Source organism: Pseudomonas sp. P42 (genome assembly GCF_017973755.1).
GTDB lineage: Bacteria > Pseudomonadota > Gammaproteobacteria > Pseudomonadales > Pseudomonadaceae > Aquipseudomonas > Aquipseudomonas iridis.
The window spans coordinates 888792-912982 of sequence record NZ_JACOPU010000002.1 but is presented as its reverse complement, the minus strand read 5'-3'; the positions used below and the strand labels follow the sequence as shown (position 1 = coordinate 912982).

Genomic DNA, 24191 nt, shown 5'->3' with positions numbered 1-24191 from the left:
GAATGAAACTTTGCAGGCACCGGCTGGATCAGCCCATGCCTGCAATTGCGGGACAGGATTCAGCCCAGGAGTTCACTTAGCGGGATGAAGACGACCTCGTCTCCTTCGAGCAGTGTGCGCCCCTCCAGCACTTCCACCAATCCGTCTGCCCACGCGGCGCTGCGCAGCACACCCGAGCTCTGGTTACGGTAAATAGTCGCCCGCCCCTGCTCAAGACGGCCCCGCAGATATTCACGCCGATTACCGGCAACAGGCCAGACAAAGCTTGCTGGTACCGTGAATTTCAAAGGCTCGATGTCCTGCACCCCCTGACGTCGCAACAGATAAGGCCGGGCCAGTAATGCAAACGTCACCAATGTCGAAGCCGGATTGCCAGGCAACCCGATAACCGGCACATTACGAAAATGGCCGAATGTCAGCGGTTTTCCGGGCTTGATCGCTAGCTTCCATAGGGCCAGCTCCCCTTCTTCTCGCAAGGCGATACCGAGAAAATCAGCTTCACCCACCGAGACGCCACCGGTGGAAAGAATCAGATCAACATCCTGCAACTCACCTAAACGGGCCCGGGTGGTGGCGAGATCATCCGGCAGAATACCGGCGTCGATCACTTCGCAGCCCAGGCGCTCCAACCAGCTGCAAAGCAACACCCGATTGCTGTTGTAGATCTGACCCGGCCCCAGCGGCTGCCCCGGCTCGACCAATTCGTCACCGGTGGAAATCACCGCCACGCGAACCTTGCGCACAACCTTGACGCCGGCACAGCCTAGCGAGGCAACCAAACCCTGCTCTATCGGGCCAAGCCGGGTTCCGGCCGGCAAGATCAACTCGCCAACTGTGATTTCCTGGCCTTGCGGGCGAATGTTCTGGCCAATCTTCATCGGCTGGATGAAGCGCACGCTTCCATCAGCCTGAACCTCAGCGTTTTCCTGCATTTCCACGCAATCGGCGCCCGGCGGTACCGGTGCTCCGGTGAAAATCCGCGCGCACGTGCCGGGTTTCAGGGCTTGCGGAGATTGTCCGGCGAACACTTTTTGACTGACCGTCATGGCTTCGCCCGTCCAGTCGACCAGGTTCAGGGCATAACCGTCCATTGCGCTGTTCGGCCAGGGTGGCAAATCCAGGGTCGAAATCAGGTCCTCGGCCAACACTCGACCCTCGACCTGCGCCAGCGGCAAATATTCCTGCTCGGCAATCGGTGACGCTTCAGCCATTTCCAGCAGACGCGCCAGCGCAACTTCGACGGGCATCAGCGGGCCCGTCTTGCCCGGCTTACCCACGGGATTCACAAGGCGCGGCCTGCTTCAGATGAGTGACGAAATTGCATGGACGGTGACGAGCGTCCAGTTGCTCACCGAGAATGCCATCCCAACCCGTGCGCACGGCGTTGGTCGAGCCTGGCAGACAGCAAACCAGCGTACCGTTGGCCAGACCGGCCAGCGCACGGGACTGCACGGTAGAGGTGCCGATATCGGCCACCGATATCTGTCGGAACAACTCGCCAAACCCATCCACTTGCTTGTCGAGCAGGCACGCCACAGCTTCCGGTGTACTGTCGCGGCCAGTGAACCCGGTGCCACCGGTAATCAGCACAACCTGCACCACATCGTCGGCGATCCAGTTGGCGACTTGCGCGCGAATTTTGTAGAGGTCATCTTTAAGCAGGACCCGCGCCGCCAGATTGTGGCCGGCCGCTGCCAGGCGGTCGACAAAGACCTGGCCTGAGGTGTCGGTTTCCAGAGTACGGGTATCACTGACAGTCAGCACCGCGATATTGAGCGGCACGAAAGGTACATCAGCCTTGGCTTTCATAGGCTCGTCCAGTTGTAGGAGAAACGGTGCGGTGTTATATCACAGCGCCCTGTTTTTTCGCCGCCCCTGTGGAGAGCTGCCATGACCTTTGATACGCAACTGCCGCCCTGCTCCATTCTGCTCCTGGCGGGCGGGCGCGGCCAACGCATGGGCGGCCAGGACAAAGGTCTGGTGCAATGGCAGGGCGAACCGTTGATTGCGCATTTGCAGCGCAAGACCCGTCCGCTGACCGATGACCTGATCATTTCCTGCAACCGCAATCGCGAGCGTTACGCGCCGCTGGCCGATCAATTGGTGGAGGATGACGAAGGCGACTTTCCAGGGCCGTTGGCCGGTATTCGCGCAGGCCTGAAAGCCGCGCGACATTCGCATTTGCTGGTACTGCCTTGCGATGTCCCGCTGATCGACCATGCATTGCTGCAAAGCATGCTCGAGTCCGCCAATCAGAATCCTGAAAAACCTTTAATGTTATGGCATGACGAACATTGGGAACCGCTGTTGTGTGTAATTCCGGTAGCCCTTTCTCCGGCATTCGAAAACGCCTGGAACGCTGGCGAACGCAGCCCCGGTCGGGTCATGCGCGAGCTCGGTGCCATGGCGCTGAAATGTCCCGACAACGACCCGCGACTGGCCAACCTCAACACTCCCGAACTGTTAAATGCTCACAACACTGTGTCAGACTGACACTATTCAAGGAACTCTCACGCCTTGTATACGTCTCAAGCTCAGTAACCAAAAGAATTCCCATTCGGAGACACACTCATGACTCAACGGACCCTCGCCACTTTCATGCTCGCACTGGGCCTTGCTACCCTCGCTGGTTGCTCTTCGCCTACAGTGATCACCTTGAATGATGGTCGCGAAATCCAGGCCGTCGACACCCCGAAATACGATGACGATTCGGGCTTCTACGAGTTCCAGCAACTGGACGGCAAAGAAACACGCATCAACAAGGATCAGGTTCGTACCGTTAAAGAGCTGTAAGCTCAACGGCGACGCCGGACACAGAAAAGCCCGCATTGATTGCGGGCTTTTTCATGGGCGCTCGAAAAGTTGCAACGACGTCACCACTGCAAAGTGATGCGACTTTCGAACTCGCGCTTCTCACCAGTGAGCGGGTCGATAAAACGCAAGCCTTGCGCCAGAAGCTTCAACGGATGAGCGTAGTCATCCTCAACGTCTTTCAGCGCGTCGGGGTAAAACGGGTCATTGCAGATACTCGCGCCAAGCGCGGTCATGTGCACCCGAAGCTGATGTTTTTTGCCGGTCACCGGGTACAGACCATAACGCCAAAGGTCGCCGTTCTTTTCCCGAACCTCTACCGCCGTTTCCGTGTTGCTGACACCGGGCCCTTCCTGCATTCGGAAAAACGGTTCGCCATCGACCAGACGGCTTTTGTGCACCAAGGGAAAATCGAGTCCAGGCAATGCCGGGGCAATGGCTTCGTAGCGCTTGTCGATCTGTCGCGTTGGAAATAACGACTGATAGGCGGAACGGGTTAGCGGGTTGGCCGAGAAAATCACCAGCCCCGCGGTATGCCGGTCGATCCTGTGCAGGGGCACCAGATGGGGATTGTCCAGACGCCGGATCAGCCTGCGCAGCAAGGTTTGTTCTACGTACTCGCCGGCCGGCGTCACTGGTAGAAAATGCGGCTTGTCAGCCACCACCAGGTGCTCATCGGCATAGAGAATCGACTCGACCACAGGGATCGGTTTTTCGTCCGGCACTTCGCGAAAGTAGTGAATGCGCAGGCCTTCCTTGTAGGGCAAATCCAGCGCAATCGGCTGACCGTGAGCATCCAGCACCCGCCCCCGAGCGATCCGGTCCAGCCACTGCTCGCGTCCAATGGCGCTGAAATGCTCACACAAGCAATCGAGTACGGTCAGCCAGGCGCCGGGCGGCAGATAAAGCGTGCTGGCCTGATTCTGTGCAGCGGAAAACGTTGATGTGGACATATGAAAATTCGAACCCTCAATGCAGGCCGGCATTATCCAGCACTGAGGGAAACGAACCTAGCGCAGAATCCTCAGGCCGGAATCGATTTGAGCGCCGCCGCGTCGGTGAACTCCTTGAGCCAGCGCAACACGTCGACAGCCTCCCAACGACCCGGGTCATACAAGGCGTACATCAGCCCCTGATACCCGACCACGTCCAGTTGCTTGTGATAACCGGCGCGCTGAAACAAGGCTTCGATCTCTGCAAAACACGTATTGAAATGCAGCTTGTTGAATGGGGTCTTGCCTTCCGTGACCAACCCGTCCAGGCGCAATTCCAGAACGGCCTCGCGCACCACGTCAACCGACATCCGGTTCACGCTGTTCTTCAACTGTTCGACATTGACCACGGTTCGTCCCTCTGACCCAATTACTGTATGAACATACAGTAACCGAAAAAGCCGGAAAGTGCCAAGGGATGGATTTGTGCTGGCGACCAGCGGGCGCTGGTAGGGAACAGGCTAACTCAGGAAATTCACAACCTCGTCGGCGCTGAATGGCCAGTCCAGTTCCGCTCCGGTGTCGACTCGCCGCAGCACCGGAATCCGCAGGCTGTAAGCCTCATACCAGGATTCGTCTTCGGCGATATCCGCCAGTTCAACCAGCAGGCCGTGTTCGACGAGAGGCATCAGCTCAGCTTCAGCGACTTCACACAGATGACACCCCAGGGTGCCGAACAGCTGACATTCAGGAGGCATGATTGCTCAACCACAAATTAATCCGCCTATTCTAGGCCGCCACTGAAAACCCGTCGAGCCACCGCCGCCCAAAGGCTTGAGCGCATGCGCAACAGTTCGCGCGCAAAACCCTGATGCAAATCAGCGCACGCAAAAGACGATTACGCGATGCTTACGGTTTTTTTGCTTCTACGCTTGAGAAGCCAGAGCCTGACCTCGGAGTGTCTAGTGTTTGCCAACCTGTTGATCATCCTCGCCTCATCCCTAGTGGTGATTGCACTGTTTCGCCGCCTGCGGCTGCCACCAGTATTGGGCTATCTGTGCGTGGGATTGCTAGTCGGCCCCAATGCATTCGATTGGGTCAATGAGAGTGAACATCTGCCCGACGTGGCGGAACTGGGCGTGGTGTTCCTGCTTTTTTCCCTCGGCCTGGAGTTTTCCCTTTCAAAGATGATCGCCTTGCGCCAATTGGTGTTTCGTCTTGGCAGTCAGCAAGTATTGGTCAGCGCCGCATTGCTGGGCCTGTTATTGATGCTCCTGGGCATGCCGATAACGCCAGCGTTTCTGCTCGGCGCCGGGCTCGCGTTGTCCTCCACGGCGATCGTGACCAAGGAATTGGGCAGCCTCGGTGAGGTGTTCAGCAGCCACGGCCAGAATGCGGTCGGCGTCTTGCTGTTTCAGGATGTGGTCGCGGTGTTGCTGCTGACCCTGGTGCCCGTTTTCGCCGGCAGCAGCGATCAGGCCTGGTACTGGGCATTGCCGCTGACGCTGGCGAAAACCATGGTGTTGTTTGTCGGTCTGTTGCTGGCCAGTCGTTGGTTGCTGCCCCGGCTGTTCCACGAAGTCGCGGCCTCACGCTCGGCAGAATTATTCGTGCTGTTGGCGCTGGTGATTGTGCTGCTTACCGCGTGGCTGACTCACTTGCTCGGCCTGTCTCCCGCCCTGGGTGCTTTTCTGGCCGGCATGTTGCTGGGTGAAAGCCATTACCGGCATCAGATCGAAGCCGATATCCGGCCCTTCCGCGACATTCTGCTCGGGGTGTTTTTTGTCAGCATCGGCATGCTGATCGACCTGCAATTGTTCGTCAGCGACGGCCTGTTGATCCTCGGACTGACTGTCGGCTTGATGATCATCAAAGGCGTCGTGGTGGCGTTGCTGGTGAAGTGGCGCGGCAGTGACAGTGAAACCGCATGGCGCAGTGGTCTGGCCCTGGCTCAGGGAGGCGAATTCTGCTTCGCGCTGATGGCGCAGATGCAACAGAACAGCATGCTGCCCGAAAAGCTTGGCGCCTTGCTGCTTGCAGCGACGTTCTGCTCGATGCTGCTGACACCCATCCTGCTACGCGCAGCCCCACGCATCGCCACGGCCCTGCACCGCAAACCCAATGAGGAAGCACAGATCGAGCACATCAGCGCGCTCAACGCCGACCTCGACCAGCATGTGGTGATTTGCGGATACGGACGGGTCGGTCAATCCATCGGCCGCTTCATGCGTAACGCAAAGCAGCCTTACATCGCTTTGGACAATGACCCGGTGCGGGTACAGGAAGCCGCCACCGAAGAAAGTGACGTGCATTACGGCGACTCATCACGCGGTGACTTGCTCACCGCCGTCGGCCTGCTACGCGCAAAACTGCTAGTGATTGCGGTGGATCAAACCGACGTTGCGATGCGCATTCTCAAGGAGGCACGTCGCCTCAATGATCAAATACCGATCCTGGTACGCACCCGCGACGACAGCGAATTGGCCGAACTCAAAGCCGCCGGCGCCAGTGAAGTGGTGCCGGAGCTTTTGGAATCGAGCCTGATGCTCGGCTCTCACGCCTTGATCATGCTTGGCCTGTCGGCGCGACAAGTGCAAGAGAAAGCCGATCAGGTGCGAAGAGACCGTTATCGTCTGCTGCACGGCTTTTATTCCGGAGCCAATGATGAAGAAACCTAATCCTGGCTCACCGCGCCGATCTTGTGCACCGAAAGGTCGGCGCCGTAATACTCTTGTTCCTGACTCAGGCGCAGCCCATGCAGCGCCTTGATTACGCCGTACACGACCAAACCACCGATCAACGCCACCGCCACGCCGAGCGCCGTGCCGATCATCTGGCTGATCAGGCTGACGCCACCAAGACCGCCGAGCGCGGTCTGGCCGAAAATCCCGCAGGCAATCCCGCCCCACACGCCGCACAAACCATGCAACGGCCACACCCCCAGCACATCGTCGATGCGCCACTTGACCTGCGCCGCTGTAAAACACCAGACAAACAGCGCGCCGGCGATGGCCCCGGTCACCAGAGCACCGACCGGATGCATCAGATCGGAACCTGCGCAGATAGCCACCAATCCGGCCAGCGGGCCGTTATGCAGAAAGCCTGGGTCATTGCGCCCGACGATCAATGCCGCCATGGTGCCGCCGACCATCGCCATCAACGAGTTGACCGCCACCAGGCCGCTGACGCCTTGCAAGGTCTGTGCGCTCATCACGTTGAAGCCGAACCAGCCGACAATCAGAATCCACGAGCCCAATGCCAGAAACGGGATGCTCGATGGCGCGAAGGCCACCAGTCGTCCGTCGCGATAACGCCCATTGCGCGGCCCCAGCAACAGTACCGCCGCCAGCGCCAGCCAGCCGCCCATGGCATGCACCACCACGGAACCTGCAAAATCATGAAACGCGGCGCCGAACCGAGCCGTCAGCCAGGCCTGCAGACCGTAGTTGCCGTTCCAGATCATCCCTTCGAAAAACGGATAGATGAACGCAACGATCAGCGCCGTGGCGCACAACTGCGGAACGAAGCGCGCGCGCTCGGCAATGCCTCCGGAGATAATTGCCGGGATCGCCGCTGCGAAGGTCAGCAGGAAGAAAAACTTCACCAGCCCATAACCATGATCGGCGCTCAGCACTGCCGCCGGCTGCATGAAGGTCACACCATAAGAGATCCAGTAACCTATAAAGAAATAGGCCAGGGTCGAGACAGCGAAATCGCTGAGAATCTTCGACAGCGCGTTAACCTGGTTTTTCTGGCGTACCGTACCGACTTCCAGAAAGGCGAAACCGGCATGCATCGCCAGCACCATCACCGCACCGATCAGGATGAACAACGTATTGGAGCTGTGAACCAATGTTTCCACAGCGCTTTGCAGATTTTCCATAAAGAGGCAGACCTGAAAGATAAAAAGGCACCAAAGCAGTTCATGCACACATTTCATGCACCAAGTTGCGCCCGAACAGTCATGAACCTGAAGGTCCGATGAACCGCTTTGGCGCACGAGATCGATGTGCTGGCACGAACCGGCATAATTTGCGTCAGGCTTTTGCGGCCTGTACGCCCGGCAACAGCGCACGACTGATCACCGACGCACCACGACACAGCAAAAGTTGTACCAGTCATTTGTACTGAACCTTCACGCAAGGCTCATACTCGAACGATTCAGAAGCCACATATACGGAGATCCACCCATGGCCAGCATCAAGGCAAAGACTGCTCAAGACATCCTGATGAACGACTTCCAGACCCTGGTCGCCGACACCGAGCGGTTGCTCGAGCACACCGCCACTCTGGCCGGTGATCAGGCAGATGAGCTGCGTGCACAGATCCACGACAGCCTGCTGCGTGCACGCGAAACCCTGAAGCTGACCGAAGACACCTTGCGCGAACGCGGTCAGGCCGCAGTCACCGCGACCGAAGACTACGTGTCGGCCAATCCTTGGCAGTCCGTGGGCATCGCTGCCGGTGTGGGCTTTTTGATCGGCCTGCTGGCTACTCGGCGCTGATTATGTCGATCGGTGAATCCGGCCCGGCTGCGGGCACCTCATCCTCCACGCGGCGTCTGGGCGCCGCAGTCCTCGGCTTGTTGCACAGTCATGTCGAGTTGTTCGGCATCGAACTGCAGGAACAGAAAGCACGCACGGTCAGCCTGTTGTTGTTCGCAGGTCTGGCTTTGGTGTTTGCCCTGCTGTTGCTTGTCGGCTTGTCGACGCTGGTGTTGATCGTATTCTGGGACACCTACCGCTTGCCTGCGATCATCGGCCTGTGCGTGTTCTATACACTTGCAGCTGCGTTCTGCGGATTGCGCCTCAAGGCTGCGGTGTTCGATGAATCCTCACCCTTCCATGGCACGCTCGAAGAGCTGGCCAACGACCGGGAGCGCCTGCTGCCATGAGCCTGCCTGAACTTCCACACAACAGCTCACGTCGGGAAATGCGCAAGGCACTGATTCGCCTGCGCATGGAAATGCATCGGCAGGAAATCCGCCACGAGGCCGGGCAAGTGCTGCAACCTTTGCATCGCATGCGTGGCATGTCGCAAAACCTGCAAGGCGGATTCGGGATCAAACACGCGCCGTTGTGGGGTGTTGCCGCGGTCACGCTGTTGGGTTTTATCACCGGCAAAGGCGCGAAAAGCCGCGGTGTCGGTGGACTGACTCGACTGATTCGCCTGGGAACCAGCCTTGGGCCACTGATCAGACTGGTCATGCAGAGTCCTGGCAAGCGCTGAACTGACGTATCTGGCTACATTCTTGCAATGTCGGCGGGATTGACCTCTTTACCTGGAGGTTCAATCCCGCATGCCTACCCGGTCGGCGGGTTCACTTAGAACAACAACGACTAAGGAGGCCTCGTGATCGACGGGCAACCGCTCGCCTGCTTTCAACCCTTCATCGATACCGCCACAGGACGTATTGCAGGCGTCGAAGCACTTGGCCGTCTGCGCCAGGCTGATGGACAACTGACATCGGTCGGGCCGTTGTTCGCCGATCCGCGTACGCCGGCCATTGCCCTGCGCCGCCTCGACCGACAGATCCGCGACAACGCCTTGAGCCGTCTGCACGAAGCCCCGGCAGACTGGTTTCTCAGCCTGAACATGTCGCCCCACTGGATCAGCCGTCTGCGCCCCGACCAGGCGCTGCCCAGCCTCAAACAAATGGCGCGACACAATGTCGATCCGCAACGCATCGTCTTCGAGATCACCGAACTTGGCGGTAACAGCCAACGTCTGGCCGAAGTGGTTGGCCGCTATCGCAAGGCGGGCGCGCGAATCGCCATCGACGATTTTGGCGCCGGTCACTCGCAGCTCGATCGGGTGCTGGCCCTGCAACCGGACATTCTCAAACTCGACATGCGCCTGTTTCAGGCCGCAGCTAGAGGCGGGCCAAGCAGCGACGTGGTCAAGGCCCTGGCGCAGATGGCCGAGAAGACGGGGTGCTGGATCATCGCCGAGGGCGTCGAGACCGAAGCACAGCTGAATTTCGCCCTGGAATGCGGATCGCGTTATGTGCAGGGTTTTCTGTTCGCACGGGCGCAAGAGGCGTTCTTTGCCACCGACGCGTTTGTGCGACGTTTTGCCGAACTGCGCCAGCGCTACGTTCAGCAGAAGCTCACCGAGCGAGGACGATTGATGCAGATGCGCCATCAACTCAGTGAATTGATGGCGATCCTGCAGAACTGGGCACACGCTCGTGCGCCACTCAGCGCATTACCGCAACTGGACGCTTTCCCATGGCTGCTGCGGTTTTACCAATGCGATCGCCATGGCACGCAACTGACCCCCAATCTGGAATGGCGCCACGACGGCTGGGTATCCGATGACCGCTATCTGGGGCACAACTGGTCGTGGCGTCCGTACTTCTACCATTTGCTCGCCGAGGGCTGGGAGGAGCGGCGCCTGACCCTGTCCAACACCTACCGTGATGCCACCAGCAACCAGTATTGCCTGACGGCCGGGCAATTTTTCGACAACGGTGAACGGTTGCTGTTGATCGACATTGATGCGGCGGGACTGTAGTTCCACTTGCAGGCGCAGACCTGAACCGGGAAGCTAGGGCAATTCATCCATCAGACGGAGAGAATCAGCCTTGGATTGGCAAACCCTGCTCAACCGCGAACGTCTAGGAAAGCCGCTGCACAGCCCGCAGGAACTTGGCCGCAGCCCTTTTCACAAAGATCATGACCGCATCATTTTTTCAGGCGCCTTCCGCCGCCTGGGTCGTAAAACCCAGGTGCATCCGGTTACCAGCAACGATCACATTCACACCCGCCTGACCCATTCGCTGGAAGTGAGTTGTGTGGGCCGCTCGCTGGGTATGCGCGTCGGCGAAACACTGCGCAGTGCGCTGCCGCAATGGTGCGATCCGAGTGACCTGGGCATGGTCGTGCAATCGGCCTGCCTCGCTCATGACATCGGCAACCCGCCATTCGGCCATTCCGGCGAAGACGCGATTCGCCATTGGTTTCAGCAGGCGGCCGGGCGCGGCTGGCTGGATGGCATGAGCGAAGCCGAGCGCGGTGATTTCCTCAATTTCGAAGGCAATGCCCAGGGTTTCCGCGTGCTCACTCAGCTTGAGTACCATCAGTTCGACGGCGGTACGCGCCTGACTTACGCCACCCTCGGCACTTATCTGAAGTACCCGTGGACGGCCCGTCACGCGGACTCCCTCGGCTACAAGAAACACAAGTTCGGCTGCTATCAGAGCGAGCTGCCGCTGCTGGAACAGATTGCTCACAAGCTTGGCCTGCCACAACTCGAAGATCAGCGCTGGGCGCGCCATCCGTTGGTGTACCTGATGGAAGCCGCCGATGACATCTGCTACGCGCTGATCGATCTCGAAGACGGCCTTGAGATGGAGTTGCTGGAGTACGCCGAAGTCGAATCGCTGCTGCTTGGACTGGTGGGCGATGACCTGCCGGAAACCTATCGCCAGCTTGGCCCGCAGGATTCTCGGCGGCGCAAACTCGCGATCCTGCGCGGCAAGGCCATCGAACATCTGACCAATGCAGCGGCGCGAGCCTTTGTCGAGCAACAGGACGCGTTGCTGGCCGGCACGCTGCACGGTGATCTGGTCGAGCACATGCATGGCCCGGCCAAGCGCTGTGTATTGAACGCCAAGGACATTGCCCGCAAGAAGATCTTCCAGGACAAACGCAAGACCCTGCACGAAATCGGCGCCTATACGACGCTGGAGATCCTGCTCAATTCGTTCTGCGGCGCCGCACTGGAACAACACAATGGACGAACCCCGTCGTTCAAGAGCCGGCGCATCCTCGATCTGCTGGGCAACAACGCGCCTGACCCGCAAGGTTCGCTGCACACGTCATTTTTGCGCATGATCGATTTCATCGCCGGCATGACCGACGGCTACGCCAGCGACATGGCGCTGGAAATGACCGGTCGCTCCAGTCACTGACTCCGCCTCGTTCAGCTGGCCGCAAACCCCGGCCAGCTGAATGCAAGGGGCTCACTTATCTGCACGATGCCATTAACAACGGCAAACTCTTGTCGATTTATGACGCAATGTAACCGCTAAAGACAACCCGCCAACTCGCCAGGTCTCACCAAACTTAAACACAATTGAAAAAGCCAATTACAACCAGCATTTGCAAAAAGAAAAAGGCGAACTATAAGCCAATACGATTCCTGCGCTTACTTACGCTTGACCTAGTTTAGCTGTAGTCTTTTTCCTTGTTAAGTGTAGGAATTATCCGATAACACGGCTGGAGCCATGTCAGCTCATGCGAGCGCTCATTCATCTGAGCTAAGGTGCGCGCTTTATTCGTGCTTGTATGGGATTTGATTATGAACTCCGTTTTTATTGTCGACGATCACCCGGTCATTCGTCTCGCCGTACGCATGCTACTGGAACATGAAGGTTATAAGGTCGTCGGTGAGACCGATAATGGGGTTGATGCCATGCAGATGGTGCGCGAGTGCATGCCTGATCTGATCATTCTCGACATCAGTATTCCAAAACTCGACGGACTGGAGGTGCTGGCCCGGTTCAACGCCATGAGTTCACCTTTGAAAACCCTGGTGCTGACCGCCCAGTGTCCAACCTTGTTCGGTGTTCGCTGCATGCAATCTGGCGCCTCCGGTTATGTATGCAAACAGGAGGATTTGAGCGAACTGGTCAGCGCGATAAAAGCCGTACTCTCCGGCTACAACTATTTCCCCAGTCAGGCGTTGAATCCGGTTCGCAGTGACGATGTTCGTTATACGGAACTGGAACTCTTCAAGTCCGTCAATGATCGCGAATTGATGGTCCTGCAATTGTTTGCCCAAGGTCGCACCAACAAGGAAATAGCCAAGGGGATGTTTCTCAGCAACAAAACCGTCAGCACTTACAAAAAACGTTTGATGCAAAAACTCAAAGCCAAATCCCTTGTAGAACTTATCGAGATGGCCAAACGCAACGCACTCGTGTGAGACCCCGCATGCCCAGCCTTTTAAAGGACTATCTAATTGCGTTGAGTGCAGGGTTTTTCCTGAGCTCCAACGTGTTCGCCATGCAGGGCGGCTCACCTGACTACACCTTGCTCAGCCGGTCGGCAAACGAGTCGATGCCGGTCGCGTTTGAACAGTCTCAACGACAGTGGCTGCAAACTCGCCGCGAGCTGCTATTGGGCACTTCCGCGCCGGACTATCCGCCTTTCGACATGACCGTCAGTGGCCAGGACTACGAAGGTCTGACCGCCGACTATGCCGGGATTATCGGCGAGGCTACCGGGATGTCGATCCGGATCAAACGCTTTCCCTCCCGGGAGGCCGCGATTCGCGCGCTGGTCGATGGTCAAATCGACTTGCTCGGTACGGCCAACGGCTATGAAGCCGGCAATGCCAACCTTGCGCTGTCCGAACCCTACGCCAATGATCAGCCGGTGCTCGTGACCCGCGAGGACGAAAGCCGGACATTGACCGAAGGCCTCGCAGGATTGCGCCTGAGCATGGTTTATCACTATCTGCCGCTCCATGAGGTCAAGGCGCTGTACCCCAAAGCACTGATTACCTGCTACCCCTCCTACCAGAATGCGATCAACGCAGTCGCATTCGATCAGGCCGATGTATTTCTCGGCGACACCATTTCCACGCATTACATGATCAACAAGGGCTACCTCAACAACGTGCGCATGGCCAATTTCGGCAAGCAGGAAGCCCACGGTTTCAGTTTCGCCGTACGCCGCGACAATCCGCAGTTGTTGGGAATTATCGACACCGTGCTCAAATCGGTGCCGCGCAGCGAGCGTGAAAACATCGCCAAACGCTGGAGCGCCGGCAGCGATCTGCTGCTCACCGACCAAAAGCTGCAACTGACCCAACGCGAAGAAGCATGGCGCAACCGGCATCCTGTCGTCAGTGTGGTCGTGAATGAGGCATACGCACCGCTGACCTTCTTCGACGGCGACGGCAATTTTCGCGGGATCAGCGCCGACCTTCTCGAACTGATCCGCCTGCGCACCGGCCTGCGTTTCGAGATTCGGCGCAGTCGTAACGACGCGGAAATGATCCAGCAGATAGACAGCCATCAGGCCGACCTTGTCGCCGCCCTCCTTCCGACTGCCGAACGGGAAAAAACCCTGAACTTCAGTCGACCCTATCTGGAAAACTCCTATGTCCTGCTGACGCGCAAGAGCGCCGACAGTCCGACCAATCTGGGCCAGCTCAAAGGCAAGCAACTGGCGATCGCCAAAGGCAATCCGATGGTTGAGTACTTGCGAAACGAGTATCCCCGCATCCAACTGGTTGAGACGGCAGATACCTTCAGCGCGGTGTCCCTGCTGGCCGAAGGTCACGTCGACGGCGCAGTCAATTCACTGGTGATCGCCAACTATTTCATCTCCTCGCAAATCTTCGAACGAGCGTTGCAAATCACCACCACAATCGGCACCGGGCAGGCTGCGTTTTCGCTGGTAACCGCGCGTGACAACCCGGAACTGAACTCGATCATCAACAAAGCATTACTGAGTATTTCCCCCGAAGAGCTGGGCGTGATCAATGGCCGCTGGCGTGGTTACTCCACGGCTTCGCAAAATATCTGGCGCAACTACCAGCGCCTGTTCTATCAAGTAGTCATCGGCGCCTGCCTGCTCCTGCTGCTGTTGCTGGCGTGGAACGCCTACATGCGCCACCAGATCAAACAACGCCAGGCGGCGGAGCGAGCCCTGAGCGACCAGTTCGAATTCATGCGCTCGCTGGTCAACGGTACACCGCACCCTATCTACGTTCGCGATCGCCAGGGGTTGCTGCAAAGCTGCAATGACAGTTACCTCGAAACGTTCAATGCCAAGCGCGAGGATGTCATTGGCAAAAGCGTCATGCAGGGTACCGTGAGCAACGCTTTCGAGGCTCAAGCCTTCCACGCCGATTACCAGCGAGTCGTCGCTGAAGGCATTCCGCTGTTGCTCGACCGGCCGCTGCACATCGGCAGCCGACGTCTGACCATCTATCACTGGATCATTCCCTATCGCGATTCCAGTGGTGACGTGAAAGGCATCATTGGCGGCTGGATCGACATCAGCGAACGCCGTCAGCTGTTCGAAGATCTGCGAGCAGCCAAAGAGCAGGCGGATGAGGCCAACCGCGCCAAAAGTACATTCCTCGCCACCATGAGCCATGAGATCCGTACGCCAATGAATGCCGTGATCGGCATGCTCGAACTGACCCTCAGGCGCATGGACCAGCAGCATCCGGATCGCGCCTCGATAGACACCGCCTACCATTCCGCCAAGGATCTGCTGGGGCTGATCGGCGACATTCTCGACATCGCCCGGATTGAATCCGGGCGTCTGAGCCTGTGCCCGGAACGGGTCAATCTGGTCGATACGGTGACGTCTGTCGCAAGAATTTTCGACGGCCTGGCCCGGCAAAAGAACCTCGCCCTGCAAGTGATCTTCAACCCGCCGGATCTGGCAGTCGATGTGCATCTGGACCCCCTGCGCTTCAAGCAGGTGCTGTCGAATCTGGTCAGCAATGCCATCAAGTTCACCGAGCACGGACACATCAGGATTACCCTGGACCTCATGAGCACGGACGCGCCTGCGCCTGCGTTGATGCAACTGACGGTACAGGACAGCGGCGTCGGTATCAGTGCGGAGGATCAGCAGCGATTGTTCGAACCCTTTGCCCAGGCGGAGAACAGCCATCAACTAGCCCGTAGCGGCGCAGGTCTGGGGCTGGTCATCAGCCGCAACCTCTGCGAAATGATGGGCGGCCAGTTGCAACTGAGCAGCCAGCCCGGCATCGGTACTCAGGTTTGCGTTTCCCTGCCGCTGGAAACTTTTCCGGCCCAGGCGAGCACCGCCAGGGCCGAACCCTCAATCAAGACTTCACAGACACCCTTGCGCGTGTTGGTGGTGGACGACCACCCGGCGAATCGCTTGTTGATGTGTCAACAACTGGAGTTTCTCGGTCATCACTTCAGCGTCGCCGAGAATGGCCGCGGCGGTCTGGAGCTTTGGAAGGATGGCGGCTTCGACCTGGTGATCGTCGACTGCAACATGCCCTTGATGAACGGCTATGACATGACCCGCGCCATTCGCCAGCACGAGTTGCAGAATCGCTGCCCACCCTGCACGGTGCTGGGCTTCACCGCCAACGCGCAACCCGAGGAAGTACAACGCTGCAAACAGGCCGGCATGGATGACTGCCTGTTCAAACCCTTGAGCCTGAGTCTGCTCGGGCAGTGGGTCGACGGCATCACCCCGTTGTCACCGACACCGGCATTCAGTTTGCAAAGTCTGAACATGTTGACCGGCGGCAGCCCCGCGCAGGCTCGGCGTCTGCTGGTGGAACTGCTCAAGAGCAGCCGCCTCGATCGTCAGGAGTTACTCACGCTGGCGCTGGAACATGATCGGGACGCACTGGCGGTGGTTGCCCACAAAATCAAAGGCGCCGCGCGCATTGCCCAGGCATCACGTGTGATCGAATGCTGCGATGCCCTCGAACACGCCTGCGCGCAGGCATTGGCAAGAGAGGAGATTGAACGTCGTTGCGAGGCGAGCAACCAGGCAATCCTCGAACTGGAGCAGGCCCTGCAGCAACAATTGGTTTTGTTCGATCAAGGCGCAATGAGCTTGCCTTAACTATGCTTAGGCGCTGAGCAGTGAGTTAAACGTCATGGAGAACCGGAAATGCCCAGCCCACTGCGCCCGGAACAACGCCGGTTCCCGCTGCACGTGCACATCAGCGTCATGTTCACGTTTCTCCTGCTGCTCACCGGTGTGGTACTGGGGTTTTTCAATTATCGCCAGACCACGCACATCATTCTGTCGAGCAGCGAGAAGCTGTTCAACCGGATCGAACAGGACGTGCGCCTGGACATATCCGCCACCTATCAGCCGATCCGGCACCTGCTGAGCCTGCTGGGGGACTACCCTGCCACTCAGGCGTTGAACCTTGAACAACGCTTGCCGCTGCTCAAGCCGTTCAGCCAGTCACTCACGGATAACCCGAGCCTGGCTTCGCTCTATCTGGGTTATGCCAATGGCGATTTTTTCATGGTGCGCCCGCTACCTACTGCGGCCCTGAAATCGTTGTTCAACGCCCCCGACGCCGCGGCGTACCAGGTGTGGAGCATTGAGCATGACTTGCAGGGCGCATCGCACTCGCAATCGCTGTTCTTTGATCAAACACTGACTCAGCTCAGCCGAAAGGACAATCCCGAAGACTCCTACGACCCGCGCAGCCGAGCGTGGTTCGTCAATGCCCGCCAGCAACCCGAACAGATCACCACCGCGCCCTACGTATTTTTTTCCACCCGCAATGTCGGCACCACGCTGGCCCGACGCAGTGGTGAACACGCGGTAATCGGCGCTGACATGACGCTGGCCGCGCTGTCTGCCACCCTCAGCAAACATGTGGTGACGCCGTCCACCGAAATTGCCTTGTTCGATGCGCAAGGCAACGCCGTGGCCTACCCGGACAGCAGCCGTCTGATCGTCGATGACAGTACCGCGCACCTGGTAAAAGCCGCCGACCTGAGCCCGAGCCTGCACGCGTTGCTGTCCGATGCCCCGACCACGAATCGCCTTGAAGCCGATGGCCGGCAATGGATTGTCGCCCGCAGCAGCATTCAGGAAGGTGGGCCACAAGGTTTGCAACTGGCCCTGCTGGTGCCGGAGGACGAACTGCTGGTCGATGCCTATCGCATGCGCTGGCAAGGCGCGTTGATCACCCTGGCTACGCTACTGATGTGCCTGCCACTGGGTTGGCTGATATCGAGGATTCTGGTCAAACCACTGCACGCGCTGGTCAAGGAAGCCGATGCGATCCGCAGTTTCGATTTCAATTTCCCCCTGACCCGACGCTCACCGGTGCTGGAAGTCGACCAACTGAGTGTGTCGATGGCACGAATGAAAGACACCCTGGCGAGCTTCTTCCGCATCACCGATACCCTGGGCGCCGAAACGCGCTTTGCCCCGCTGCTGCAACGGGTGCTGTTTGAAACGGTGCAAATCGCCCAGGCTCAGGCCGGGCTGATTTATTTGCGTGATAACGACAGCAGTCGCATGGAACCATACGGATTGATCATCAATGGCGCACCGCAGTTGTTGGAGACGTTCGATATTCACGGCCACGACCTGCAAACAAGCAGCGGCCCGGCGTGGTTCCAACAATTGGTCATCGCCAACAATGTGGTGAGCAATCTCGGTGTCGATCAGGCGGGCGACCTGCAGCGAATCCTGCTGGCAATGGCCTCACCCCGCGTTCATCTGATCGGCATCCGCCTGCACAACCGCCACAACGAAACCATTGGCTTGCTGATCCTGCTGGTCAGCGACAGCGGTACGCCGGCTGACATGGAAAAACTGCGGCCCGACCGCATCGCCTTCTTGCAAGCGGTGTCCGGGGCCGCTGCAGTGAGTATCGAAAGTCAGCGCCTGCAAGACAGACAGAAGCAATTGCTTGATGCGTTCATTCAGCTGCTGGCCGGCGCCATCGACGCCAAGAGTCCCTATACCGGTGGGCATTGTCAGCGGGTACCAGAGCTGACCCTGATGCTCGCCCAGGCCGCAGCGGCGAGTAAGGCCCCCGCCTTCAGTGCCTATCAGCCCACCGAGGATGAATGGGAAGCCCTGCACATTGCCGCGTGGTTGCACGATTGCGGCAAGGTCACGACGCCGGAGTACGTGGTCGACAAGGCCACCAAACTGGAAACCATCAACGACCGGATCCACGAAATTCGCACCCGCTTCGAAGTGCTCAAGCGTGATGCCTGGATCAGTTACTGGCAGGCGCTGGCCCTGGGTGGTGACGAACCCTCACTGGCTGATCTGCGCGATACGAACCTGCGGGCACTGGACGAAGACTTCGCCTTTATCGCTCGCTGCAATCTGGGCAGTGAGGCGATGGCAGAGGCCGATCTGCAACGCCTCGACAAGCTTTCCCGAATCACCTGGATGCGCACACTGGATGACCGTCTGGGCGTTTCATGGGAAGAGAACAAGCGTCAGGCACGCACGCCTGCACCGACTTTACCGGTCTGCGAAAAACTGCTGGCGGACAAACCCGCGCATTTGCTTGAACGCGACGAAAACGAGCTGATTCCCGAAGACAATCCGTGGGGCTTCAAGCTGGATGTACCGCGCTACAAATTCAATCGTGGCGAGCTGTACAACCTGAGCATCAAGCGTGGCACGCTGACCCGCGAAGAGCGCTACATCATCAATCACCACATGGTGCAGACGATCATGATGCTCAGCCACCTGCCCTTCCCCAGCCACCTGGACAGCATTGCCGAAATCGCCGGCGGTCATCACGAGAAAATGGACGGCAGCGGCTACCCGAAACGCCTGAGGCGCGAAGAAATGAGCCTGCCGGCGCGGATGATGGCTATTGCCGATATTTTCGAGGCGCTGACCGCAGCCGATCGCCCGTACAAAAAGGCCAAGTCGTTAAGCGAAGCCCTGGGAATCATGGCGACCATGAGCCGCGAGGCACACATCGATGCGCAGCTGTTTGGCTTGTTCATCAACGAAGGCATCTACATGCAGTACGCCGTGCGTTTTCTCGACCCACAGCAGATTGATGCCGTGAACCCGGCCAGCCTGTTGAGCAAGGCTGGCCTTGCCCCATGATCAGCAGTCGGTAAGGCGCAGGAAAATTGCCGCCAGTTGCTCGATGCCGGCCTGATCGTGCACACCAAAACGGGCGAGCTTGGGGCTGTCGAGATCGAGCACGCCGATCAGGCGACCGTCCTTGACCAACGGCACTACCAGTTCACTCTCCGACGCACTGTCGCAGGCGATATGACCGGGAAACGCATGAACGTCTTCAACGCGCTGCGTCTGCAGAGTGGCCGCAGCAGCGCCGCACACACCGCGACCAAACGGAATGCGCACGCAAGCGATCTGCCCCTGGAACGGCCCCAGCACCAGCTCTTCGTTGCGATTAAGGTAAAAGCCGGCCCAGTTCAAATCATCGAGCTGGTTGAACAGGAACGCCGAAAACTGCGCGGCGTTGGCGATAAAGTCGCGTTCGTCCGCCAGCAGTGATTCCAGTTGTGCGGCCAACATGCCATAGCCTTCGAGGCCCTGGCCGCTCTGTTGCAAATCAATCATGCCTTGTGCTCCAACAATTTCAGTCCCACCCAGTATCGGGCGAATTGGTACGCGCAACGTCCGTTGCGATTGCCGCGGCCGGTGGCCCAGCGCACGGCGAGAATCTCCAGTTCCTCGTCGCGTTGCCAGTTCAGGCCAGCCTTGGCAGCCAACTGGCCGATCCAGTGCTCGACGACGTTCAGGAAGTGTTCTTGCGTAAACGGGTAAAACGACAGCCACAGACCAAACCGGTCCGACAGCGCGATCTTGTCCTCCACCGCTTCGCTGGGGTGCAGTTCGCCGTCAACGCGTTTCCAGTTTTCGTTGTCGCTCTCCTTCTCCGGCACCAAATGGCGACGGTTGGACGTGGCGTAAAGCAAGACGTTGTCCGGTGCCTGCTCCAACGAACCGTCTAGCACGCTTTTGAGGACGCGGTAATCGCCTTCGCCGGATTCGAACGACAAGTCATCACAGAACAGCACAAAACGTTGTGGCAGTTTGCCGATCTGCTCGACCACCCGTGGCAAGTCGGCCAGATGGTCGCGTTCGATCTCGATCAGGCGCAGGCCCGCCTCGGCGTGTTCCGCGAGCAATGCGCGCACCAGCGAGGATTTGCCGGTGCCACGCGACCCCCAGAGCAAGGCATGGTTGGCTGGCATGCCATCGAGAAACTGCCGGGTGTTGCGCCCCAGTTGTTCCAGTTGACGGTCGACGCCGATCAGATCGGACAGGCGCATGTCGAGGCTGACTTCCAGCGGCAGCAGGTACCCGCTGCGTCCGTCACGCTGCCAGCGCGCCGCCAGGCAAGTGCCCCAGTCAATTATCGGGCGCGTTGCCGGCAACAAGGGTTCGATCCGCGCCAAAACCGACTCGGCGCGTTCAAGAAAAGCATTTAATCGGGAATCCACGTCTTTTCCTCGGGCACGTTCACAGTGATGATGGCGATCCAGCGACGACACGTAGATGAAATTCCCGCTCCGTGCCTTGTTACAAGGCGATTCGGGATCCTCGGTATCGATGCATGATCGACTATGCTTGAGCAGCGAAGGGAAACGAAAGTGGTTCAACACCCCATGGATATTAAATTCACCCACCGGCTGTCGTACAAGCAAGCCAGGCTTACCGTGCTGGTCGGGTTCATTCTGGGCACGCTGCTCAGCCTGCTGCAAATCGGTATCGATTATGCCAGCGAAGACGCCTCTATCAACCGTGAAATCCTGTCCTTGCTGGAAATCAGCCACAACCCGGCATCACGCATCGCCTACAACATCGATGCCGAACTGGCCCAGGAACTCACGTTGGGGCTGTTGCGCTCACCGGCAATCATTTCTGCGCAACTGACCGACAACAACAATACGGTGCTCGCCAGCGTCAAACGCCCGGAGCTGCAAAGCGGCTATCGGCTCATCAGTGACTACCTGTTCGGGGCCAAGCGCCGGTTCGAAGATCGCCTGTATCTGGATCATCTGCCCAACGAATCGCTGGGCACCCTCAAACTTGAGGTCGACACCTATGCGTTCGGCAGTCGCTTTCTGCGCCGGGCAGAAGTCACTCTGCTCAACGGCTTCGCCCGCAGCCTGCTCCTGACCGGCATCCTCCTGGCGCTGTTCTATGTGATGCTGACCAAACCACTGGTGCGGGTGATCCGTGAGCTCAGCGGGCGTGATCCGCGCAGTGTCGAGCCCACTACACTGGAATGCCCGGCCGGGCACGCCAACGATGAAATCGGCGTGCTGGTCAAAGTCGCCAATCAGCAGTTCGAAAACATCGCTACCGAGATCCAGCAGCGACGCAACGCCGAAAACCGTCTGACCGATTATCTCGGCCAACTGGAAAACATCGTCTCGGCGCGCACCGTCGAGCTCAAGACGATCAACGCCCGGCTCAGTCAGTCCAACGAAGAACTCGAGGTCGCCCGCAGCACCGCACTGGAAATGGCCGAAGCCCGCTCGGCGTTCCTCGCCAACATGAGCCATGAGATCCGCACGCCGCTCAATGGCCTGCTGGGGATGATCGCCCTGTCGCTCGACGGACCGCTGAATGCCGAACAGCAGCAACAGCTGTCGATCGCCCACGACTCCGGCAAGGTGCTGGTGGAATTGCTCAACGATATTCTCGATTTGTCGAAGTTCGATGCCGGGCAACTCGAACTTGAGCACATTCCGTTCGATCTCGGCTCACTGATCGAGGACACCGCCAACCTGCTGTCGCAAAACGCGGCGCCGAGCGTCGAGCTGACGTGCCTGATTGATCCGCATTTTCCGGCGCTGGTATTGGGCGATCCGACAAGGGTTCGGCAGATCGTCAGCAATCTGCTGTCCAACGCGCTGAAATTCACCCGCTTCGGTCGAGTGGATGTGCGTTTGTCGGCTTACAAGGAGGGTGTGCGAATAGAAGTTTGCGACACCGGCATCGGCATCGCGCAGGAAGCCCAACTGCGAATCTTCCAGCCGTTCACCCAGGCAGGCGCCGGTATTACCCGCCAATACGGCGGCACCGGGCTGGGACTGGCGCTCACTCACAACCTCTGCGAAGCGATGCAGGGACGCTTGACCATCAGCTCAGAGATTGGCTTCGGCAGCCAGTTTTGCGCTGAGTTGCCTTTGCCCTGCCACACCCGAGCGCTGGCCCAGCCGCCCCTGCATGGCAAAATTCTCGCCATCACCGCTGCCAGCAGCGGTCTGGCGGAGTTGCTGAAGAGTCTGTTGCCGGTGTGGGGATTGGCTTACGAACAACGCACCATCGACGACTCGCTGCTCGGTGTTACGCCCCATGTGGTGATCACCGATTGCCCGGAGTGCCTGTTCGGGCTGCGTCCGACACTTGTCGCGCCAATCCTGCTGGTGACCGCCTACGGTAGTTTCCTGCCCAGTGAAGAGGCGGCGGCCCTCGCCCCGTTGCAACAACAAGCGCGGCCTCTGGCGCGCAATGCGCTCTACCAGAACCTGCGGCGCACCCTGCAACCTGAAGTCGCTACCCTCAACGACGCGCAGCTCGAAACGTCGACACTGGTCAAACGCGCGAGGGTGTTGCTGGTCGAGGATAATCCGGTCAATCAGCTGGTGGCCAAAGGCATGCTCGGCAAACTCGGCTGCGATGTGATCGTCGCCGCACATGGCGCCGAAGCACTGGATCAATTGGAGTATCACGAGTTCGACCTGGTGTTGATGGACTGCAACATGCCAGTGATGGACGGCTACGAAGCCAGCCGACAGATTCGCCAGAGCGGACGCTGGCCAAACCTGCCGATCGTTGCGCTGACCGCCAACGCCATGTCCGAGGAACGCGAGCGCTGCCGGGCTGCCGGCATGAGCGACTATCTGGCCAAACCGTTTCGTCGTGAAGAATTGGCGGCGCTGCTGGATCAGTGGATCCCGACTAGGACAGCGCCTTGATCTGCACGAGCAGTTGATCAAGACCGTTACGCAGTTCGTTGAGCCGGTCCAGGTCCACCCCGCTGTCGCAGAGCAATCGGGCCTTGAGAGGCCCGACCTGATCACGCAGCGCTTGTCCTTGCGGCGTCAGGCTCAGATGCACTTCCCGCTCATCGCGCGCCGAGCGCTGGCGCTGCACGAGTTGCAACTGCTCCAGACGCTTGAGCAGCGGCGTCAGCGTACCGGAATCCAGCGCCAGACGTTCACCCAAGGCCTTGACCGTCGGCTGCTCCGGCGCGGATTGCTGCCATTCCCACAACACCAGCATCGCCAGGTATTGCGGATACGTGAGGCCGAGCTGATCGAGCATCGGCTTGTAGCCACGAATCACCGCCCGAGATGCGGCATACAACTTGAAGCACAACTGACTGTCGAGCTTCAGCGAATCAACGGACTGGCTGTTCATTTGAGCAGGGCTTCGATCTCGCGGCTCAGATCCTGCGGCTTGGTCGCCGGGGCGAAGCGCTTGACCAACTGGCCATCCTTGCCGATCAGAAACTTGGTGAAGTTCCATTTGATGCCTTGGGACCCGAGTACGCCCGGGGCACGTTTCTTCAATTGCACAAACAGCGGGTGGGCGTCGGAGCCGTTGACGTCGATCTTTTTGAACAGGGGGAAACTGACACCGAAATTCAGTTCGCAGAACTCGCTGATCGCGCCCTCGTTGCCCGGCTCTTGCTTGCCGAACTGATTGCACGGAAAGCCCAACACCACCAGACCTTGATCCTTGTAGGTCTGCCACAGCTCCTCGAGGCCTTTGTATTGCGGAGTGAAACCGCACTTGCTGGCAGTGTTGACCACCAGCACGGCTTTGCCGGCGTAATCGGCCAGGGTTTTCTGCTCACCTTTGATGGTGGTGCACGGGATACTCAGCAGGTTGTCGCTCATGAAACAGTCTCCGCAGATAGTCGAAGGGCAAACATAGCGAGCAATTAAATTGCGTGCAATTTAATTATCCGAAAGGCGACCCTCAG

Annotated in this window: 22 protein-coding genes; 12 read left to right on the top strand and 10 right to left on the bottom strand. The window is 58.7% G+C overall.

Going from position 1 to position 24191, the window contains the following annotated elements:
- Positions 1–59: 59 nt before the first annotated feature.
- Both H8B20_RS09150 and moaB read right to left on the bottom strand, forming a co-directional pair.
- The gene (locus H8B20_RS09150; protein WP_210622911.1) at positions 60–1286 is read right to left on the bottom strand and encodes a molybdopterin molybdotransferase MoeA; all 1227 of its coding nucleotides are present in this window, start codon (positions 1284–1286) and stop codon (positions 60–62) included.
- Positions 1270–1809 (bottom strand): molybdenum cofactor biosynthesis protein B, encoded by a 540-nt coding sequence (gene moaB, locus H8B20_RS09145; RefSeq protein WP_042560237.1) that lies wholly within the window; start codon positions 1807–1809, stop codon positions 1270–1272. The genes H8B20_RS09150 and moaB overlap by 17 nt, the downstream gene beginning before the upstream one ends.
- Before the next feature lie 81 nt (positions 1810–1890).
- Here moaB and mobA point away from each other — a divergent pair, with 81 nt between their 5' ends.
- Both mobA and H8B20_RS09135 read left to right on the top strand, forming a co-directional pair.
- Entirely contained in the window at positions 1891–2493 is a 603-nt protein-coding gene (gene mobA, locus H8B20_RS09140) for a molybdenum cofactor guanylyltransferase MobA (protein ID WP_210622910.1), read from the top strand.
- A gap of 78 nt (positions 2494–2571) precedes the next feature.
- Positions 2572–2793, top strand: coding sequence for a YgdI/YgdR family lipoprotein (locus H8B20_RS09135; RefSeq protein WP_016770600.1), 222 nt, complete (start codon positions 2572–2574; stop codon positions 2791–2793).
- Positions 2794–2873: 80 nt separating this feature from the next.
- Here the strand turns inward: H8B20_RS09135 and H8B20_RS09130 are convergent, their stop codons facing one another.
- From H8B20_RS09130 to H8B20_RS09120, 3 genes are all read right to left on the bottom strand, one after another.
- A complete protein-coding gene (locus H8B20_RS09130; RefSeq protein WP_210622909.1) occupies positions 2874–3764 on the bottom strand; it encodes a pseudouridine synthase in 891 nt (296 codons plus the stop codon).
- Positions 3765–3835: 71 nt separating this feature from the next.
- Positions 3836–4153 carry a transcriptional regulator gene (locus H8B20_RS09125; protein WP_042560239.1) on the bottom strand — a complete coding sequence of 106 codons (318 nt, stop codon included), beginning with the start codon at positions 4151–4153 and terminating at the stop codon, positions 3836–3838.
- Between the two features lie 111 nt (positions 4154–4264).
- Positions 4265–4501, bottom strand: coding sequence for a glutaredoxin family protein (locus tag H8B20_RS09120; protein WP_210622908.1), 237 nt, complete (start codon positions 4499–4501; stop codon positions 4265–4267).
- A 207-nt stretch (positions 4502–4708) separates the two neighbouring features.
- On the opposite strand from H8B20_RS09120, the gene H8B20_RS09115 reads away from it, so the two are divergent.
- Positions 4709–6421 carry a cation:proton antiporter gene (locus tag H8B20_RS09115; protein WP_210622907.1) on the top strand — a complete coding sequence of 571 codons (1713 nt, stop codon included), beginning with the start codon at positions 4709–4711 and terminating at the stop codon, positions 6419–6421.
- On the opposite strand, the gene H8B20_RS09110 is transcribed toward H8B20_RS09115, so the two are convergent.
- Positions 6418–7626, bottom strand: coding sequence for an ammonium transporter (locus H8B20_RS09110; RefSeq protein WP_210622906.1), 1209 nt, complete (start codon positions 7624–7626; stop codon positions 6418–6420). The two genes, H8B20_RS09115 and H8B20_RS09110, sit on opposite strands and share 4 nt — an antisense overlap.
- A 307-nt stretch (positions 7627–7933) precedes the next feature.
- Here H8B20_RS09110 and H8B20_RS09105 point away from each other — a divergent pair, with 307 nt between their 5' ends.
- The 8 genes from H8B20_RS09105 (at position 7934) to H8B20_RS09070 (ending at position 19321) form a co-directional block, all read left to right on the top strand.
- Complete coding sequence (locus tag H8B20_RS09105) at positions 7934–8248, top strand: ElaB/YgaM/YqjD family protein (RefSeq protein WP_042560243.1); 315 nt, start codon at positions 7934–7936, stop codon at positions 8246–8248.
- A gap of 2 nt (positions 8249–8250) precedes the next feature.
- Complete coding sequence (locus H8B20_RS09100; protein ID WP_042560244.1) at positions 8251–8637, top strand: phage holin family protein; 387 nt, start codon at positions 8251–8253, stop codon at positions 8635–8637.
- Positions 8634–8972, top strand: coding sequence for a hypothetical protein (locus H8B20_RS09095; RefSeq protein WP_210622905.1), 339 nt, complete (start codon positions 8634–8636; stop codon positions 8970–8972). Before H8B20_RS09100 ends, H8B20_RS09095 begins: the two co-directional genes overlap by 4 nt.
- 123 nt (positions 8973–9095) lie before the next feature.
- On the top strand, positions 9096–10259 hold the full coding sequence (locus H8B20_RS09090) for an EAL domain-containing protein (protein WP_047302333.1): 1164 nt from the start codon (positions 9096–9098) through the stop codon (positions 10257–10259).
- A 70-nt stretch (positions 10260–10329) separates the two neighbouring features.
- Positions 10330–11658 carry a deoxyguanosinetriphosphate triphosphohydrolase gene (locus H8B20_RS09085; protein ID WP_042560247.1) on the top strand — a complete coding sequence of 443 codons (1329 nt, stop codon included), beginning with the start codon at positions 10330–10332 and terminating at the stop codon, positions 11656–11658.
- 389 nt (positions 11659–12047) lie between these two features.
- Positions 12048–12674 carry a response regulator transcription factor gene (locus H8B20_RS09080; protein ID WP_047302336.1) on the top strand — a complete coding sequence of 209 codons (627 nt, stop codon included), beginning with the start codon at positions 12048–12050 and terminating at the stop codon, positions 12672–12674.
- A gap of 8 nt (positions 12675–12682) precedes the next feature.
- Positions 12683–16327: a transporter substrate-binding domain-containing protein gene (locus tag H8B20_RS09075; RefSeq protein ID WP_210622904.1), complete on the top strand. Its 3645-nt coding sequence runs from the start codon at positions 12683–12685 to the stop codon at positions 16325–16327.
- A 48-nt stretch (positions 16328–16375) separates the two neighbouring features.
- Complete coding sequence (locus H8B20_RS09070; protein WP_210622903.1) at positions 16376–19321, top strand: HD domain-containing phosphohydrolase; 2946 nt, start codon at positions 16376–16378, stop codon at positions 19319–19321.
- Here the strand turns inward: H8B20_RS09070 and H8B20_RS09065 are convergent, their stop codons facing one another.
- Together H8B20_RS09065 and H8B20_RS09060 are read right to left on the bottom strand one after the other, a co-directional pair.
- Entirely contained in the window at positions 19322–19804 is a 483-nt protein-coding gene (locus tag H8B20_RS09065) for a GAF domain-containing protein (RefSeq protein ID WP_042560251.1), read from the bottom strand.
- Complete coding sequence (locus H8B20_RS09060; RefSeq protein WP_210622902.1) at positions 19801–20691, bottom strand: ATP-binding protein; 891 nt, start codon at positions 20689–20691, stop codon at positions 19801–19803. Before H8B20_RS09060 ends, H8B20_RS09065 begins: the two co-directional genes overlap by 4 nt.
- A 165-nt stretch (positions 20692–20856) precedes the next feature.
- Between H8B20_RS09060 and H8B20_RS09055 the strand changes: the two genes are divergently transcribed.
- On the top strand, positions 20857–23178 hold the full coding sequence (locus H8B20_RS09055) for a hybrid sensor histidine kinase/response regulator (RefSeq protein ID WP_210622901.1): 2322 nt from the start codon (positions 20857–20859) through the stop codon (positions 23176–23178).
- Here the strand turns inward: H8B20_RS09055 and H8B20_RS09050 are convergent.
- Together H8B20_RS09050 and H8B20_RS09045 are read right to left on the bottom strand one after the other, a co-directional pair.
- Positions 23162–23623 carry a MarR family winged helix-turn-helix transcriptional regulator gene (locus H8B20_RS09050; protein ID WP_200616719.1) on the bottom strand — a complete coding sequence of 154 codons (462 nt, stop codon included), beginning with the start codon at positions 23621–23623 and terminating at the stop codon, positions 23162–23164. The genes H8B20_RS09055 and H8B20_RS09050 overlap by 17 nt on opposite strands.
- Positions 23620–24105 carry a glutathione peroxidase gene (locus H8B20_RS09045; protein ID WP_210622900.1) on the bottom strand — a complete coding sequence of 162 codons (486 nt, stop codon included), beginning with the start codon at positions 24103–24105 and terminating at the stop codon, positions 23620–23622. The genes H8B20_RS09050 and H8B20_RS09045 overlap by 4 nt, the downstream gene beginning before the upstream one ends.
- Positions 24106–24191 lie beyond the last annotated feature (86 nt).

What these genes read in the sequence shown, in the direction of transcription:
- moaB (WP_042560237.1), bottom strand. Translation starts at nt 1,809, where the DNA reads ATGAAAGCCAAGGCTGATGTACCTTTCGTGCCGCTCAATATCGCGGTG.
- mobA (WP_210622910.1), top strand. Translation starts at nt 1,891, where the DNA reads ATGACCTTTGATACGCAACTGCCGCCCTGCTCCATTCTGCTCCTGGCG.
- H8B20_RS09135 (WP_016770600.1), top strand. Translation starts at nt 2,572, where the DNA reads ATGACTCAACGGACCCTCGCCACTTTCATGCTCGCACTGGGCCTTGCT.
- H8B20_RS09130 (WP_210622909.1), bottom strand. Translation starts at nt 3,764, where the DNA reads ATGTCCACATCAACGTTTTCCGCTGCACAGAATCAGGCCAGCACGCTT.
- H8B20_RS09120 (WP_210622908.1), bottom strand. Translation starts at nt 4,501, where the DNA reads ATGCCTCCTGAATGTCAGCTGTTCGGCACCCTGGGGTGTCATCTGTGT.
- H8B20_RS09110 (WP_210622906.1), bottom strand. Translation starts at nt 7,626, where the DNA reads ATGGAAAATCTGCAAAGCGCTGTGGAAACATTGGTTCACAGCTCCAAT.
- H8B20_RS09105 (WP_042560243.1), top strand. Translation starts at nt 7,934, where the DNA reads ATGGCCAGCATCAAGGCAAAGACTGCTCAAGACATCCTGATGAACGAC.
- H8B20_RS09100 (WP_042560244.1), top strand. Translation starts at nt 8,251, where the DNA reads ATGTCGATCGGTGAATCCGGCCCGGCTGCGGGCACCTCATCCTCCACG.
- H8B20_RS09095 (WP_210622905.1), top strand. Translation starts at nt 8,634, where the DNA reads ATGAGCCTGCCTGAACTTCCACACAACAGCTCACGTCGGGAAATGCGC.
- H8B20_RS09080 (WP_047302336.1), top strand. Translation starts at nt 12,048, where the DNA reads ATGAACTCCGTTTTTATTGTCGACGATCACCCGGTCATTCGTCTCGCC.
- H8B20_RS09075 (WP_210622904.1), top strand. Translation starts at nt 12,683, where the DNA reads ATGCCCAGCCTTTTAAAGGACTATCTAATTGCGTTGAGTGCAGGGTTT.
- H8B20_RS09070 (WP_210622903.1), top strand. Translation starts at nt 16,376, where the DNA reads ATGCCCAGCCCACTGCGCCCGGAACAACGCCGGTTCCCGCTGCACGTG.
- H8B20_RS09065 (WP_042560251.1), bottom strand. Translation starts at nt 19,804, where the DNA reads ATGATTGATTTGCAACAGAGCGGCCAGGGCCTCGAAGGCTATGGCATG.
- H8B20_RS09055 (WP_210622901.1), top strand. Translation starts at nt 20,857, where the DNA reads ATGGATATTAAATTCACCCACCGGCTGTCGTACAAGCAAGCCAGGCTT.
- H8B20_RS09050 (WP_200616719.1), bottom strand. Translation starts at nt 23,623, where the DNA reads ATGAACAGCCAGTCCGTTGATTCGCTGAAGCTCGACAGTCAGTTGTGC.
- H8B20_RS09045 (WP_210622900.1), bottom strand. Translation starts at nt 24,105, where the DNA reads ATGAGCGACAACCTGCTGAGTATCCCGTGCACCACCATCAAAGGTGAG.